This is a genomic window from Streptomyces sp. NRRL S-31 (assembly GCF_000718775.1).
In the GTDB taxonomy this organism is placed as follows: Bacteria; Actinomycetota; Actinomycetes; order Streptomycetales; family Streptomycetaceae; genus Streptomyces.
On sequence record NZ_JOCB01000011.1, the window covers coordinates 55,531 to 73,017 of the forward strand.

At 73.2% G+C, this 17,487-nt stretch carries 1 protein-coding gene (only partly in view); it reads left to right on the forward strand.

Features of this window, described 5'->3' with window-relative positions:
- Positions 1-17,482, forward strand: partial view of a hypothetical protein gene (locus tag IF37_RS0106945; RefSeq protein WP_158727303.1) — the 3' end only. Its footprint begins 41,372 nt before the window's first position; the window shows 17,482 of its 58,854 coding nt (coding positions 41,373-58,854); its start codon lies off the left edge, out of view; its stop codon occupies positions 17,480-17,482.
- The last annotated feature ends 5 nt before the right edge of the window (positions 17,483-17,487 follow it).

The following is a 17,487-nucleotide window of genomic DNA, read 5'->3' on the forward strand; positions in this document are numbered from 1 at the left end:
CGAGGTGTCCGAGGCGGAGATCGGACTGCCGTGGCGCGACGGGCAGGGCGCGGCCGGCTTCGAGCGGCGGGTGCTCGGCGCCGTACGCACCCCCGAGCTGGAGACCGACGCGGCCACGGACCGGTCCGAGCCCGTGGAGACCTCCGAACCGGTACGGGAACTGCTGAGGCTGTCCGGCACCGCGCCGGTGCGGTCGATGGAGCCCCCGCGCGCCCTGGACCCCGCCTACTGGCGGGACCAGAGCGCGGCGGGCAGCCGGCGGACGGACTCCGCGGGCGAATCCGCGCCGGCCCAGGCCGAGGCGCCGGCCGTAGCCGAGCCGCCGGCCCTGGCCGCGCGGCGCGGCCTCGGCTTCGCCATGCCCCTGGACATGGCCGGCTCGGAGGTCGTCCAGGACCAGCTGAGCTGGGCGCTGAAGGAGATGGTCCCGGCCTCGGTGCGGCGTTCCGCCGACTGGACGGCGGTGGAGGCCCAGCTCGGCCTGTACTTCAGCAGGCCCGCGCTGGAGGGCAAGCTGCCGCTCGAGGAGACCGTGCACACGGTCACCGTGGGAGGGGAGCGCTACCGGGCGTCGGTCAAGGCGATCCTGCTCGACGGCAAGCAAGGGCGCAGCTACTCGATGACCGTCAACGCGCGTGCCGCCCGCACCGAGACCGTGATGGGCCGGCGGGGCACCGAGTGGAGCGCCACGGTCGCCGCGGGCGGTGGTGTACTGGTGCCGCTCGGCGGTTCGACGCGCCTGCGGATCGGTGGCATCACGGCCCGCGGCGGGTTCGAGCGGTCCCTGGAGGACCAGTTCACCGGCGCCAACACCGCCTACTACCGCACGGAGACCGAGGGCGAGGTCGACGAGCACGTCTACCGCACGGTCTACGAACTGTCGCTGAGCCCGGAGCGCCCGGACCGGCGTCACCTGGCCGAACGCTGGTGGATCGAGCGGCCGTACCTCACCACCACGATCGCGGTGCCCCGGCAGAGCGTGCCCGCCGAGCCGCGCGACCCGGCCCGGGCCGCCGAGGTGGGCCGGACGACGTACCTGCGGGCCTGGCCCGACGCCGGGCAGCGGGAGGTCGACTTCGCCCGGGGCGGCACCGACGCCCTGTTCCCGGCCTTCCTCGCCATGCCGCAGCTGACGCACCTGGCGGCCACCGGTTACGCCCAGCTCGCCGGGCTGTCCGGCCGCTGGCTGGCCGACTCCGCCAACTGGCCCCAGGAACTGTCGCAGGCGACCGACTCCGCCGCGCTCGCCGCCCGCCTCCCCGCGCTGACCAGCCCGGACGGGTACCGCGTCGCGCTGCCCAAGCGCGACGGCTGGCGCTACGAGCTGCGGCTGAAGGTGCGCGCGTTCTCGGCCGAGGACCTGGGCCGGACCGCGGGCGACACGGAGATCGAGCACTACGCGCAGTCGACCGACCGGTACGCCCGCACGGAGAAGACGGGGTGGCAGGCGGGTCTGAACGCGAACGTCGGACCGCAGTTCGGTATCGGCGCCCTGGGGAGCGGCGGCCAGCACCACGATGGCGCGGCGGTCCTGGCCCGCGAGGGAGGCGGGGAGGAGACCCCCGCCCACGGGACCCAGCGGCACGGCGGAACGGGCCTGCGGGCCGTCGCGCTGGCCCAGGCCGGCGTGCGGTGGGGCCGGGGACGCGGCCAGGAACGGCTGCGGGGCTCGGTGGAGATCAGCCGTGCCACCTACCGGGAGGAGACGCACGTCCTGGAGGCGTCCCCGGTCTTCATGGTGACCGTGACGCGCTCCAAGGGCAGCAAGCGGGAGGAGTCCGTCCGCTACCTGCGGGTCGAGCACGGTCTGGAGATGCTGGTGCCCGAGCGCCGCGTCCCGGACCTGCTGCCGCCGCGCACCGCGGTCCCGGCGCCCGTCTCCGGCACCGCCACCGCCACCGGCACCGACTCCGCGGCGACGGCCGGGGAGGGCACCCGGACGGCGCCGGACGCCGTGCCGCAGGCCGGGCCCTCGACGAGGCCGGCCCAGCCGGCGGAGTCCGGCGCGGCCGAGGCCCCGGCCGCCCTCTCCCGGCCGGCGGAGTCCGAACCCGCCACGACCGCCGTACTGGCCCGTACCCACCTGCTCGGCCGGCCCCTGCCCGGCGCCGCCCATGTGGAACGGCTGCGCGCCGACGACGTGCTGACGACGATCGTGCAGCGGCTGGACGCCCGCGGCGCGCTGGGCAGCAGCGGATCGGCGCGCGAACACCTGCTGTCGGCGCTGCGCTCCGCGTTCTCCACCGACTCGCTCCGCAACCAGTACACGGCCCTGACCGGTACCGGTGTCGCCCGCTGGCTCCCGGTCAGCGGCCCCTTCGGCAGCACCCGGTACGTGTGGGTCATGGTGACCGCCGACCTGGAGGCGCCGCACGCCCACCGGTCGCGCCCGAAGGTCAAGCTCACCCTGCGCTCCGAGGGGGTCACCGAGGAGAAGAGCGGCACCGAGCGTTCCTTCCACGCCGGTGGCGGCCTCAGCGTCCGCACCCGCATCGGCGACCACGACGCCCACGGCGGCACCGAGCTGGAGGCGTCCTACGGCATGAGCCGGGGCCGGTCGCAGGAGACCGCCCGCCAGGTCGTCGACATCGCGCGCGCCAACACCAGGGAGGGCTCCGAGGAGTTCGAACACAAGCTGACCTTCCGCATCCAGCTGGGCGCGACCACCGAGCCGCCCGCCGCCCTCGCCGTACCGGCGCAGGCCGTGCGGGACACGGCGCTGCGCCTGACGGCGCTGGCGCGCGGGCGGGACACGGCCCGCCGGACCGATCCGGTGCGGGTGTGGACCTGGCAGGACGACGGCCTCGGCGACCACCCGCCGGTCACCGGCGACGTTCGGCTGCTCGTCCCGTCCCATCTGACGCTCCCGGTCGAACAGCCGGTGCCGCCGGTCGTCGCACCGGTGCGGCCGGAGGGCACGCCGTCGTGGACGGACCCGTTCACGGACCGGCCCGCCCTGCCCGAGGCCCTGACCGACTACATCCACCCGTGGGACGTCCCGGCCGCGCACACCACGCAGCGGTGGGCCAAGGTCGCGGCGCAGACGCCGGTGCGCGCACCCGACCTGACCCGCGAGGGCGCCTGGCAGGTGCCCGGGCTGGAGCCCCTCACCGCGGCCGGGTTCAGCTACGACCACCACACCTCGACCACGATGCTGCGGGCCAACATCACCGATCTGCTGCGCCACCGCTACCAGGTGCCGGTCGGCGACCGCACCGTCGTGATCGGCTTCGAGCTGACCGCGGCCGAGGTGGTGGGCCCGGTCGAGGGCGTCGAGTTCAAGGCGCGCCGCTACCAGCAGGACCACACCAGCCCCAAGAGCGAGCAGAGCAACTCCCGCGGCGGGGTGCTCACCCTCGGCCCCGAGGCGGGCGGCATGGCGGACGGCAACCGCGTCTTCGACCGGCTCACCTTCGACGTGTACGGCGTGCACACCGGCGACAAGGAGGGCTTCGAGGCGGGCGGCACCCATGAGACCAACCGGGAGGCCACCCGCAGGTACCGCCACTACAAGTTCCACGTGACGGTGACCGCCCAGCTCGCGAACGGTGCCCGCCGGGCGCTGCGCGTCGAGGTGCCCGGCGGTCTGTTCGCGATGCTCCCGCTGGACCGCGACGGCCGCCTGGCCGGCGGTCTCGAGGACGCCCTGCCCCACCTCTTCCGGGCGCCCGAGCCGACCGGGGTCCCCCGGGGGCTGTCGCTCGGAGAGCCGCTCGACGTGCAGCCCGCGGCCCGGACGATCGGCATCCCGCGCGCCGAACTGCCCTACGTCCCCGAGGTCGTGCGGACCCTGCGCACCCTGGTCGGGCGGACGGGAGTGAGCGTCCCCGACGCCGTCTGGGACCAGCTGCCGCAGCGCCTGCTCAGCAACTACCGCTACCTGGTGCCGGGCGAGGGTGAGGGCGACGGGGCGCACACGGGCCTGCTCGTCCCGCTGGGCGGTGCCGAGGCGCTGATCACGCTCGACCCGCGGGACCCGAGGGCGGTGCGCGAACCGGCCGGGTCGTACGACGGTGCCGCCACCACCCTGGAGACCATCCCCGAGGAGCCGGAGCCCGCCGAGTCCGGCGAGTCCGTGTCCGCGGTGCCGGCCGGCCCCCAGGGCCTGGTCCCGGCCCGCGACACCGCCCCCGGGCGGTTCCACGCCAATCAGGCGATCAACGCCTCGTACCTGACCGGCGCCCACGTGGAGAGCCACTCGGGTCCGACCAGCGCCGCACGCGCCGGGATCTCGGTGTCGTACGGCCTCGGCCTCGGCCCCGGTGTGCTCCAGGTCGCGCGGGTCGGCGCGGGCATCTCCGGTACGGCCAACGCCTCCGGCCGGTCCACGAGCCGGGTGGGAGACGCCGAGGGCGGCCATGTGGAGCTGGCCAACGCCGACTCCACGATGGTCGCCTACCGTCCGCACTGGACGGTGCGCGTCCGCACCGAGGCCCAGCGTCGCTGGGAGGACGTGCCCCCGGTCCGGGTCGCGACCGAGGGCGACCGCCGACTGCTGCTCTACGTGCCGGAGCACTACCTCCAGCGGGCGCCCCGGCAGGTCGTCGCGACGGGCACCGGCCCCCTGGAACACCGGCTGCCCGCCGTGTACTTCGCGTCCGGCCTCACCGGCCTGCCCGCCCTGTTCGACCGGATCGTCGCCGCCGCGCAGCAGCAAGGACTGGAGCTGCCGGTCGGCAGCGTGACGCGCGACGAACTGCTCCAGAAGCTGTGGAACCTCGACTCCCACCTGGACGAGGCCGTCGGCGACGCGCACGGCTACCCCTTCGCCCTGCACGACCGGCACGGCAGGCCCGTCGCGACGATCCAGGTGCGCACGGTGCGCTATTCCCGCGGCACCCGGGTAGGCGTGACCAGCGAGAACGCCCCGATCGAGAACGTCAGGACCGCGATCGACGGCACCAGCGGCTCCCACTCGATCGGCAACTCCACCACGGTCAGCCTGCCGTCGGCCGAACTGAACCTGGCCCCGCTGCCGTTCACGGATCCCGACTTCGGCCTGGGCGTCAGCGCCGCGCTGGCGATGACGTGGTCCAACTCGGACGGCAACAGCGCGGGCCGCACCGGCCTGTGGGTCGTGGTGCCGCGCTTCACCAAGCACACGAACGCCTACGAGCTGGAGTTCCTCCACCACGCCCTGGTGTCGGTGCGCGGTGACGCGGAGCCGGTCGCCACGCCGGCCGTGCACGGCCAGGGCCTGGTGCGGGTGCGGGAAGGCCACGCGTTCGAGCACGGCATGCCGGTGGACGAGGAAGCGCTGACGACGGCCGCCGACGCGGCGGTCGCCGCCCCGGTCGCGGAGCCGGGTCAGGGCCGGATCACGGACGGGACCACGGACGAGACCACGGCGGTCGTCCCGGCCCCGGCGCGGACCGTGCCGTACGCCCCCGGCCTGGTTCGCGGCTCCGTCCCGCGCCCGGAGGAGCAGATGCCCCTCCCGCCGCACGTCGCCGAAGGACGCGGCATCGGCATGGGCGTCGTCGAGTTCGACGAGTCCACGGTGCGTGAGCTGCGGCAGGGCCTGGACCGGGAACTCGTCCGGCTCGGCTTCCTGCCCGCCGACGAGGCGTCACCGCTGGCCGGCGCCCGCTGGTGGACGCACGCCGGCGAGGTGGACAGCCTGCTGGAGAACCAGGAGAAGCTCAACAAGTGGATCTCCCTGCGCGGACTGGAGTCGCACTACGACCAACTGCACCAGTCCGGCCTGGTCATCACCCTGTACCGGCGGCGCGGCGCCCTCGGCACCGACTTCGACCAGGACGCCGTGAAGATCACCCTGCGCGCGTCCAAGCCCCAGGAGGGCGAGACGCAGGAGTACCTCGGCGCCACCGACGAGATGGCCGTGGTCAACCTCGCGATGGGCATGGACACCGCCGGGCAGTCCAGCGGCGGAGCCAAGTCGGTGGGGCTCAGCTTCCGGGTCAAGGCCCTGACCGGCCAGCTCAGGGGCGCGGTCACCGGCTTCGACGTCCGGCGCTCGGTGGGTGCCAGCGACAGCGTCTCCTTCCTCAACAACAACCCCAACCTCCTGGAGTACGACGGCACCGTCCACAAGCACGCGCTGTACATCGACCTCACCGCCACCCTGGAGCTCCAGCACAGCGGTCTGCGGGGCCGCATCCGGCCGGGCGCGCGCGACCCCGAGCCGATCAGGCTCTCCCGGCAGCGGACCATCGCCTACCTGCCGCCGCTCGGCGGTCTCGACCACCCGGGCACGACCTCGGTGCGCCGCACGCCCGCCTCGGTGCTCGACCGGGCGGTGATCTACCACATCGACGCCACCGGTCTGCGGGACGCGGCCACGACCGTGCTGGGCGAACTGACCGGCCCGCAGGGCCACGCCGACCAGGAGATCACCTCCTACACCAGCACCATCCAGGTGCGGGCGCACCTGAAGGAGATCCTGAACGGGCGCTACACCAGCGACCAGTTCTTCGACACCGGTCTGCGCGACACCTTCGGCGCGATCGACGTGCGGGGCCGCATGGGCCGCTCCCGGTTCGCCGGGGCCACGCCGGACAAGTTCGTCCTGGGCGTGATCAAGCTGTGGATGACGCAGACCAACGGCACCGACACGTCGTCCGCCGGGGTCTCCTGGGCGCAGGCCGGTGTCACCGTCGGCGGTGCGGTGGGCGACGCGTCCGTCCAGGGCGAGGCCGGCGCCTCCCGCAGCTGGCAGTGGAACACCTTCTCCAGCCAGGGCCGCACCGGTGCCGAGGAGCTGATCCAGCTCGACTTCAACCGGGCGTACGCCTACCACACCGAGGTGGACTTCGAGGTCCGGACCCGCCTGGAGAAGACCGCGAAGCTGCTGCCCGGCACCCACCGCTCGGACCGGCAGGAGGTCAACGGCCGCACCGCCCTGTTCCTGCTGTCCGAGCCGGACGCGCTGGAGCAGTACGCCAAGGACGTCCTGCCCGTCTCCGACCAGCAACTCGTCGACGTGATGAACCGCTGGCACGACGGAGAGGTCAGGCTCAGCGGCAACACGGTCGCGGGCCTGCTGCTGCGCTGGGTGGTGGACACCCCCGACGCTCCCGATGGGCTGAAGGCAAGCCGCGAGGAACTGGCCGGCCTGCTGGCCGGGCTGCACGACACCGGCGCCCTGCCGGTGCCGGACGAGCGGATCCGGACCGCGTTCCGCCACCGCTTCGGGCGCGAACTGAAGGACTCCGCGAACCTCTTCCCCGACGTCGGGTTCCCCGAGTACCTGACCCGCCAGGACCGCGGGGGCCGGCTCCTCGGCCACAGCGGGGTGCACGCGTTCGGCTACGACGACGGCCGCTCGACCTACGACATCGTGCGCGAGCAGGTGGAGCGGGTCGCGCCCGGTCTGCTCGCCTCCCGGCCGGAGCTGTGGACCGGTGACGGGCGCCGGATCGGCCGGCTCCAGGGCGCCGTGAACATCCTCCAGTCCCTGCTGGCCGAAGGCCGCGACGACGCGATGCTGAAGGACCTGATCTCGTCCAACGGCCACACGTTCCTCCTGGCCGACCCCATCGGCTGGGTGCTGTCCGACATCATCGCGATCAATCTGAGCGTCGCCCTGGAGGAGCCCGACCCGGAGAAGACCGGTCCGGAGAAGACCGGTCCGGAGAAGACCGGTCCGGAGAAGACCGGTCCGGAAGTGATCGACTTCCGGCCCGGAACCGGTCTGGAGAACTACGGACACGGCTACGCGAGCGCCGCGGTCGGCGCCTCCCGGGACGAATCCCAGGCCCTCACCGCCGGCCGGCTCGGCGCCGGTGAGGCGCACACCTCGCACAGCGGCGGCATCGGCGTCGGCCAGGGCACCCACCGGGGCGTCACCCGGGCCGAGACGGGCACCACGGAGCAGACGGCGTACGCGTGGAACGGCACCTACGTGGTCCGCTTCCGCCACCGGCTCACCGTCGAGGTCAAGCGCCTCGACATGGCGGGCCGGCCGCTGAACAACTGGCTGACCGGGCTCTACCGCGGTCTGTCCACCGCCCTCTCCGCCGACCGCTCCGCCACCGCCACCGCCACCACCAGCGTCCCCGGCACACTCGATCTCCAGGTGCCGCGCGGACTGGCCGAGTTCCACCCGCTGAACGGACCGAAGACCGACCGCGACCTCAGGCCGCTGCCCGCGCTGCCCGGCGACGCCTACCTCACCGGCGTCCTGCTGGACGACGCGCTCCCGGCCGCCCTGAAGCTGATGACCAGGGTCTTCGGCGCCGACGCGGACGGCGCGCGGGTGCGCACCAGCCTCAGCGTCCGGCAGCTGATGAGCCGCGGCCACCTGACCAACCACCTGCTCCCGGCCACGGCCGGCGGACGCCACCTGCTCACCGACACCCTCTTCGTGCCGGGCCACTCCTCGCGGCGGGCCAGGCTGTACCTCGAGGGCGACCTGTTCGACCTGGAGGTCCTCGGCCCGGTCCACGGCACCGGCACCGGCCGCTACACCAAGCACCAGAGCGGTACGACGGTCAGCGCGAGCAACGACCGCTGGCGCCCCTCCGCCGGCGTGGGCACCTCCGCGTCCGGCGTCCTGGCCCCGCACGACCCGGCACGGACCGCGGACGGCCACGCCTACCCGCCGTACACCGGTTCGGGCGGCGCTTCGACGTCCTGGAACACCGGCAGCAACCTGGCGGGCGCGGGCACCGAGAACTACCGGCGCGAGCAGCACATCAAGCAGCAGGGCCCGATCCACCTGGTGCGGCTGCGCGGGCGCTACCGGCTGCTGGCCGAGAGCTACGTCCGGAACCTGCTGGGTCCGGCGACCACCGAGGGCGACACCCTGCGCAGCGACCCGTTCACCGGTGACGTGTACGCGGAGCTGTTCCAGGCCGAGGTCGACGAACTGCTGGACCGGCTGAGGCGGACGCCCGTCCCCACGGCCCTCGACGCCGCGCGCTGGGCGGCGCTGGACGGCGCCCACGCCTTCGACCTCGGCGCCCTGATGGAGCAGGCCGCGGGCGAGCCGGGCATGTCCGCGGCCCGGCTGTACCAGACGGTGGCGCGCCAGGTCCGGGACCTGACCGCCGGTCCGCTCGACGCGGTGGTGCTCCGCCTGGACCGCACGGCCCTGGACGCCCGCGCCCACCGCACCACCCTGCGCTGGGCGGTGGACACCCTCCGCGCCGACCTGGCCGCCGCCCGCTCGGCGAACCCCGGGACCGAGATCCCGGACCCCGTAAGCCTCACGCGGTACGAGGGCCTGCTCGAGGACACCGCGCACGTCGTCGACGCCGCCGACTCCGTCGACGCCGTGATCCTGGAGGTCAACCGGGTCCGCGACGTGCTCTCCCCCCGCGAGGCGGTCCGCCCGGCCCGGCTGCCGCTGCTGCTGTCGTTCTCCGCGCTGTCCATGGACCACCTGGTCCGGGACATCGCCCATGAGCTGGACCTGCCGGTCCGGGTCGATGTCGCCGGCCCGGACGGCCGTACCGTCAGCCGCTGGGCCGAGCCCTTCGGCCGCGTCCACCCGTTCGACCCCCGGACCCGGCAGGCGGCCGGCCCGCTGACCACCGAGCAGGCCGAGGCGGCCGGACTGCTCACCCCGGTCTCCCGCCGCGCGGTGACGGAGCTGGGAATCGACGCGGCCGAGCTGGGCGCGCTGCACCGGGCGTCCTGGCAGCCCGGCCTCACCCTCGACCCCGCGGTCCGCACCGAGGCCGAGCGTCGTCTGGAGCCCCTCCACCCAGGCCTGCCCGACCTGCTGTACCGGGCCTGGGACGTGGCGCAGCGGCTGGACACGGAGCGGACTGCCGGCGCGGTTGCCGACGCCCGGCAGGTCCTGGAGGCGCTGCGCGGCATGGTCCGTGACGCCGATGACCTCGCGGACGGCACGGCCGACCGGCTGGGCGAGTTCCTGACCCGCACCGAGGCGCTCCTCACCCCGCACCTGACGGCCGATGCCCCGACCGAGCGGGAGGTCCGCACCGAGCCGGTACCCGGCGATGCGGACACGCCGGCCGCGCCCTCCGCGCTCACCGAGCAGGACCGCGAGCGGATCGGCCTGGCCTTCCGCCTCCGTTCCGGCGACACGGCGGTGGCGGCCCTGGAGGAACTCCTGCTGGCCGCCGGACCCGGCGCCCGGTCCCTCGTGGTGCCGGAGCGCCACCTGGCGGGCTCCGGCGGCCCGCTGTACGCCGTCAACGACGAGGGCCGGATCGCCTGGTCCGAGCACGGCGGCGAGGTCCGTCCGCTCGTGGAGGCGCCCCGGCTGTCCGGCATGGTGGCGTCGATCGACCTGGACGCAGGCGGAGCCCTGCTCGACCCGGCCCCGGAGCTGCTGGAGCTGGGCCCCGACGCCGCCCGCTTCCCGCAGCTCGCGCTCGGCGCCGACCTGTCCCGCCTGCTGGGCTTCGGAGAGGAGTCGCAGCGGTCCGACACGGCGGCCGGCACGGACCCGGTCACGCACACGGACCCGGTCACGGACCCTGTCACGGACCCGGTCGTGGACACGGCGGCCCGCGCCGACGTCGTCGCACCGGCCGCACCCGCGCACGACGACACCGACCAGGCCCGTGCGAGGTTCGAGCAGGAGGTCGGCGCCTACCACCACTCGAGCCCCGAGGCGCTGGCCGCCGCCCGCGCGGCTGTGACCCGGCTGAGGGACGTCCTGCGCACGGCCTACCCCGAGCAGGGCGAGGAGGCCGTGGCCGCCTCGTTCTTCACCACCGACCCGACCAGCGCGGGACAGGTCGGCACGGCGGACGCCGGTGCGTCCAGCCGGGACCGGCTCGACGGACTGCTCGCCGACGGCAACGTGCGCGAGCTGATGACCGCGTTCTCCAACGCGGTGGGCCGCAAGGCGCTGTTCGAGAAGGACGACACCGTCCCGAGCCTGACCGCCGTACTGAAGTCCGTACTCGCCCCGCCCACCGCCGACGATTCGGCACCGGCCTCCCCGGCGGGTCTGGCCGGGGCCGCCCGGCTGGGTCTGAACGAGAAGGCGCTGGAGGCGTACTCGACGTTCCTGCACGGCGGAGCGCGGGCGGAGCTGCTGCGGCGCACGGCCGAGGACCCGGCGACCGCACCGCAGGCGCACCTCTTCTCGGACGACCCGTTCGCGCTGGGCAGCCTCGCCGCGTACCGGAGCAACGGCCACTCCTCGAAGGACCCCATGGAGGTGGTGCACAGCCAGGCCGCGCGCGTGGTGCGCACCGAGGAACAGCGCGCGACCGGCGAGCGGAAGAAGACGCCCCGCGACTACACCTATCTGGGTGCCCCGTTGAGCGACCGGGAGCGCACTTTCCTGGCACGGTACGAACGCCCCCTGTCGCTGGTCGGGTTCGACACCGAGGAGATCCCGCTCGCCTCCCTGGAGTTCGACCCGCTCTCCGGGGAACCCCTGCTCGACGACATCCTGGCCCGTCCCGACGTGCTCACCGTGGAGGTGCAGCGCCGGTCCGTGGCCGCCGCCCAGGTGGGCGAGGAGCACGACGTGCCGCCGCGGGCGGCCGGGGCCACCGGCCCGGTCGAGCGCGTCGTCGCCGTGGTGCGCACCCCGGTGACCGTCGCGCACCCGCGGCAGGGCGACCTGACCCGGGACGGCGAGCAGGGCCCCGAGCTGCCGCTGAGCTGGGTCGAGGGGACCGCCTACTTCGACCTGGACGAGGAGTCGTCCTGGTACCGCGAGTGGCACGGCGAACACGGGATGCCGCTGGTCGCGGGTGTCTCGGGCACCGCGCTGCGCATGCTCCGGGCCCACCAGTGGCTGAATGTGCCCGGCGCCACCGGCAACGGCTTCCGCCGCGCGCTGCTCGGCTGGATGCTGCCCGGCCAGGAGCACTCGCTCTTCGAGGTCATGCGCGGTGCCTACCTGGCCGACGCCACCACGCCGGAGGAGGAGCGGGCCCTCGGCGGTGACGTCCACGGCCTCTACGCCCTGCCCGGCGTCGCCCCGGCACACCTGGACCCGCCCGGCGTCATGCGTCCGGCCGAGGGGAACCCGGACGTGGCTCCGGCGGTGGACTATTCCGTGGTCCATCCGGCGGATGTGGCCTATGTGGTCGAGAGTGGTCCGAACGAGATCCTTTGGCATTTCTCGGACACGGAGCCGGAGTATGTGTTCACTCACGGCTTCTCGCCGTGGAATGTGCAGGCCCGGGTGTCGTTGGAGGACTGGACCGTTCTGAATTCGCCGTCGCCGTATGTGTCGGCGACGCGTGACTACAACTTGTGGTTGCAGGGCAGGCGTTACCGGTACGAGATCTTCGCGCCGGCGAATCACGATCCGGTCGGGATCGATGTCAATGCCAGTCTTGAGCGGCAGGGGATGGAGCCCGATTACGAGCAGGAGCAGGAGATCGCGTTCACCCATGGCATCAGCCCGGAGGCGATCACGATCGTCTACGACGGTGACGAGGACCGCAGCGGGACGTGGAACCCCGACACGCAGGAGGTGGAGTGGAGTTCCGGCATGCTGAGTGACGCGGCTCCGCCCGTCAAGCTCCCGGTCGTCAATGCGGACGCTTCCTCGGATGACGAGACGGCCGGGCAGGGGAACCCGGACGGTGCTCCCGCGGTGGACTACTCGATGGTGCACCCCGATGACCGCGATCACGTGGTGGAGAGTGACCGCGAGGAGCTTTTGTGGCGTTTCTCCGACCGGCGGCCGGAGGAGGTGTTCACGGAGGGATTCGAGGCGGATGCCACGTGGGCCCGGGTTTCCTTGTCGCAGTGGACCGCGATGAACCCGGCAGCCCCTTATGTGTCGACCACGCGCAATTCCGTCCTGTGGCATGACGGGAAGCGGTATCGGTACGAGATCGTGCCGGCGGCCAATCCCGACCAGACCGGGGTGGACGTCATCGCCACTCTGGAGAGGCGGGGCCTAACCGTAAGCCACCCGGAGGAAGAGGAAGTGGCGTTCACCGGGAGCATCAGTCCGGACGCCGTGGCCTTGGTCTACGACCGTGATCTCGACCGGTCCGGTATGTGGGACGGCCGGCGGGTGGTCTGGCAGTCCGGTGAGTTCACCCAGGCGACGGAGGTGATCGCCGAGGGGACGAGCGGCCCGGACGCGCAACCGGCGGTGGACCTCTCCATGGTGCACCCCCAGGACCACGACTACGTCGTGGAGAGCGAGCCCGACGAAATCCTGTGGCGCTTCTCGAGGACAGAGCCGGAGGTTGTGTTCACCGTCGGGTTCCTGCCGGAGGACGCGAGTGCCCGGGTGTCTCTGGCAGAGTGGGCAGCCAAGGCTCCGGCGTCTCCGTACATATCCACCACCCGTGACTCCCAGCTCTGGTTCGACGAGAGGCCCTATCGCTACAAGATCGTGTCGTCGCTCAATAACGACCCGACCGGCGTCGACGTCACCGCCACCTTCCGGGAACAAGGGGCGAGGGACCACCACCTCCTTTACGCCGAGGAAGAGGAGGTCGCGTTCACCGGCGGCATCAGCCCGCAGGCCGTCGTGGGGGTCTACGACCGTGACGGGGACCGGAGCGGGACCTGGGATGCCCAGGCCCAGAGGATCATCTGGACGCCTGGGGACGCCGATCCGCCGGAAACCCTCGCTACCGGCTTCGGAGGCATGCCGGTCAGCTTCCAGCGGGACGCCGACGTGTCGCCGCAGTTGCCGGCAGGCGGTTCGCGGCCTGCCGAGGGGGTCGCACCGGCCCGTTTCACCAGGATCGACCGGACGTCGTTCGGTCCGGTGTTGGGGCGGGGTGAGGTGAGCGGTGAGCGGTGGCTGCCGTTCGGGTCCCGGACGGGTCCGGATGGGCAGGAGGAGGCGGGGGCGTTCCGTTTCACGACTCCGCGGCCGGGTGAGCGGCCGGTGGTGAGCAGGCCCGCCGGGTCGGGTGAGCGGACCGAGGTCGGGTACGACTGGGTGTGGCACGCCGGTGAGACGGCGGGGGGCGAGGTGCTGGTGCTGACCCGGCGGCTGCACCTGGTTCCGGGGCATGGGGTGACGCCCAAGGAACTGGCGGGTCTGCGGCGGTCGGTGGCGGACACCCTGGAACAGCTCGTCAACGCGCCGGCGTACCGGCTGCCCGCGCTTCAGCCGGACCAGGTGACCGGGCCGGTGCGTCCGGGGCCCCGGTTGCGGGTCGAGGTGCGGTTCACGGCCACGTCCGAGGGCGCGCACGCCGATGTGACCGTCCTGCGCGGGCTGCCCGGGAAGCGGCAGATGGTGCAGAACGTGTGGTTCACCGGGGTGCATCCGGTGGCGGCGGTGCACGAGATCCTGCACGGCGCCGGTCTTCTCGACGACGCCGCCGACCCGAGGGTGCTGCTCACTCCCGGCGGGCGCGGGGAGCAGGAGGTGCCCGAGGGCCGGTCGAGCATGATGGGGGTGATCAGCGGCGCAACCGCGTCCGGCCTGGTCCTCACGCCGGACCACCTGCGGCAGATCGCGGAGGTGTGGGCGCCGTACGCGCACCGCGGTGAAGGCACCACCGCGTCCGACACCCAGCAGGGCGGTCGTGCGGCCGGGCACGAGCGGACGCCGGCACGTCCGGAGCCGTCCGCCGGTCCGTCGGAGGGCCGGGACGTGGACACGGCGGCCGCGGTCAACTATGACCAGGTCCACGCCGACGACCGCGATTACATCGTGAGGAGCCGCCCGCACGCGATCGTGTGGCGCTTCTCGGACATGGAACCCGAGACGGTCTTCACCGACGGTTTCCGAGCGGTGGCCCCCGACGCCTCCGTGCGGCTGGAGCGTTATGTCCATGAATACCCGCTGAGCTCCCAGTACGTGTCCACGACCCGCGACCCCGCACTCATGGTGTCGGCGCGCCGCTACCGCTACGAGATCCTCTCGTCGCTCAACGCGGACCCGACCGGAGTGGATGTCGCCGAGTCCCTGCGGAACATGGACCAGCCCCATGACTTCCGCCGGGAGCAGGAGGTCGCCTTCACCGGCAGGATCAGCCCGGGCGCCATCGTCCTGGTCCACGACCATCGGCAGCAGCGCACCGGAAGCTGGGACGCCCGGACCCGGCAGGTGGTCTGGACTCCCGGGGAGACCTCCGCGGCGCTCATCGCCGTGGGCGAGGTGCGCACCAACAGGTACGTGCCGCCGATCGAGTCCGAGGTCGGATACGAATGGGCCTGGTACCACCCGGAACACACGGGCGGGGACGTACTGCGCCTGACGCGCCGGCTCTACCTGCGGTCGGACGGGGCACCGACGGAGTACCTGGAGGTTGTCGGCTCGCTGATCTCGGAGGAGCTGGAGCGGCTGGTCAACGTCCCGTCGTACCGGCTGCCCGAACTGCGCCCCGTCCCGGTCGCGGCGGGACCTGAAGGACCCCTCCTGCGCGTGAACGTCGAGTTCACCGACGCGCCGGAGTTGGCACACGCCTCCCTCACGGTGCCCTACGAGGCGGAACCCTCGATCGGCGGGTTCGTGGAAGAGATCCTGCGCGGCCTGGGAGTGTTCGACGGCGGCGGAAACGTGCCCGAGACGCTGACGGGGGAACACCTCAGGCAGATCACGGAGACCCTGGCGCCGTACGTGCTCCGCGAGACGAGTACCACGGCTGACGGGTCGGGCGCGGACGCGGCACCCGCGGTCGACTACTCGATGGTGCACCCCGACGACCGCGACACCGTGGTGGAGAGCAAGCCCGGTGAGACGCTGTGGCGGTTCTCGGCCAAGGAGCCGGACGTGGTCTTCACCGAAGGGTTCCGCGCCGATGACCTCACGGTCCAGGTGCCTGTCGAAAGATGGGCGAACTGGAACCCGAAGGCGCCGTATGTCTCCACCACCCGCAATCCCAAGAGGCGGTACATGGGAAGGCAGTACCGCTACGAGATCGCCACCTCGGCCAATCCCGACCCGACGGGTGTGGACATCAACGCCACGCTCGCCGCGACAGGGCGCGCACCCGACTTCCCGCACGAGAAGGAGGTGGCGTTCACCGGCGCCATCAGCGCCGACGCGATCGTTGCGGTGTACGACTACATCGCCGATGCGACGGGCACGTGGGACGCCGCGAAGCGACAGGTGGTGTGGACGCGGGGGGATGTGGCCGCTAGGGACAACCGCCGAGGGGCCACCGACACGGCACCCGGACTCCCGGACGGCTGGGCCTCGCTCGCCACGGAGCCGGGCGACTCGGGGGTATTGGCCTCAACCGGCGTCACGACCTGGGACGACGCCGCGGCCCGGTTCTCCGGCCTGACCATCGAGGAGCCGGAACAGCGGAGCGTTCCGGTACCCGACGCGGTGCCGATCGCCTCGGGCCGCGGCCTGCGGCGCGGCTTCGGCCTCGACTTCCGGCCCGACGGCGTCCGCCGACTGGACGCGACGGCGCCGCCCGAGGTATGGAAGACGTACGTCGCGGGAACGGCCGGTCCCGACGGAAGCAGGACCTACCAGTCGGAACGGCCGCCGTGGTTCTCGCGCTCGCTCTTCGCGTCGGCGCCCTACCTCGTGGTCGCCGACACCGCCAGGGGAGGCGTCCTGGTGCGCACGGCCCAGGGCGCCGCCACGATGCGCCCGGAGGAGTTCGCGGACCACCTGGCCTCGCTCCCGCGGCTCCGGAAGCTGTCCGCCGACGCACCGGTCGTGCTGGTCGTCTCCCGAGGCGGCGCGGGCGGCCTGGAACTGCCGCGCCTGGTGGCGGCCCGCACGGGCCGTACCGTGTGGTCGTACACCGGTGAGCTGGCGCTGCTGTCCTCGCCCGACGGCACCGCCACCCGCATCACGGCGATCGGTGCGGGAGAGGGCGAGGCGTCCGGCCGCTGGCTGCGCAGCCGGCCCGACGACCTCGGCGCCGTCCCGGCCCAGGAGCGCGCACGCGTACTGCCGCCACGGCCCGTACGGCTGACCACACTGGACGGGCGGTCGATCACGGACGCGGACGTCGTCCAGCAGACGATCCAGGACGAGCAGCACCGGCCGCTCGGCCGCGCCTCGCTGGATCCCGAGCAGTGGGCCAAGCCGAACTACGGGGTGCGGGCGCGCCAGTTCGGAGCCAGGAAGACCTATCAGCTGGCGGACTGGACCGGCGAGGCGATGGTGCCGCGGCCCGGCTCGTCCCGGGCGCTGCCGTGGACGGAGCAGTCGAAGGGCGTGACCCCGTACTTCTTCCTGGGGCACGGCCTCCCGGACTTCGTGGACCTGCACACCGAGTCCGGTCGGGCCCCGGTGGACGGGACGAACCTGGGGCGGTTCCTGAAACGCAGGCCCAGCCTCACCCGGCTGCCGGCACACGTACCGATCGTGCTGACCGCCTGTTTCACCGGGGCCGCACCGACGCGTCCGGGCCGGACCGTGGCACAGCAGCTGGCAGACGAGACCGGGCGCGTCGTCTACGCACCCACGACCCGTGCAGAGGTCGGGCTGTACCTCGCACCGCCGAGCGACCGTGACGGGGGCGCATGGGTGGCCTTCCACCCTGGACGCCCCGAGCCCGGCGACCCCACGCCCGTGCCCACGCCCGCGCCCGTACCCGCGCCCACCCGCCGCCCGGAGCAGCCCCCGGACCGGCGGCCCCGTTCCGGTACCAGGCACCGTTCCCGCAGCCGTCCGTCATCACGATGACGACC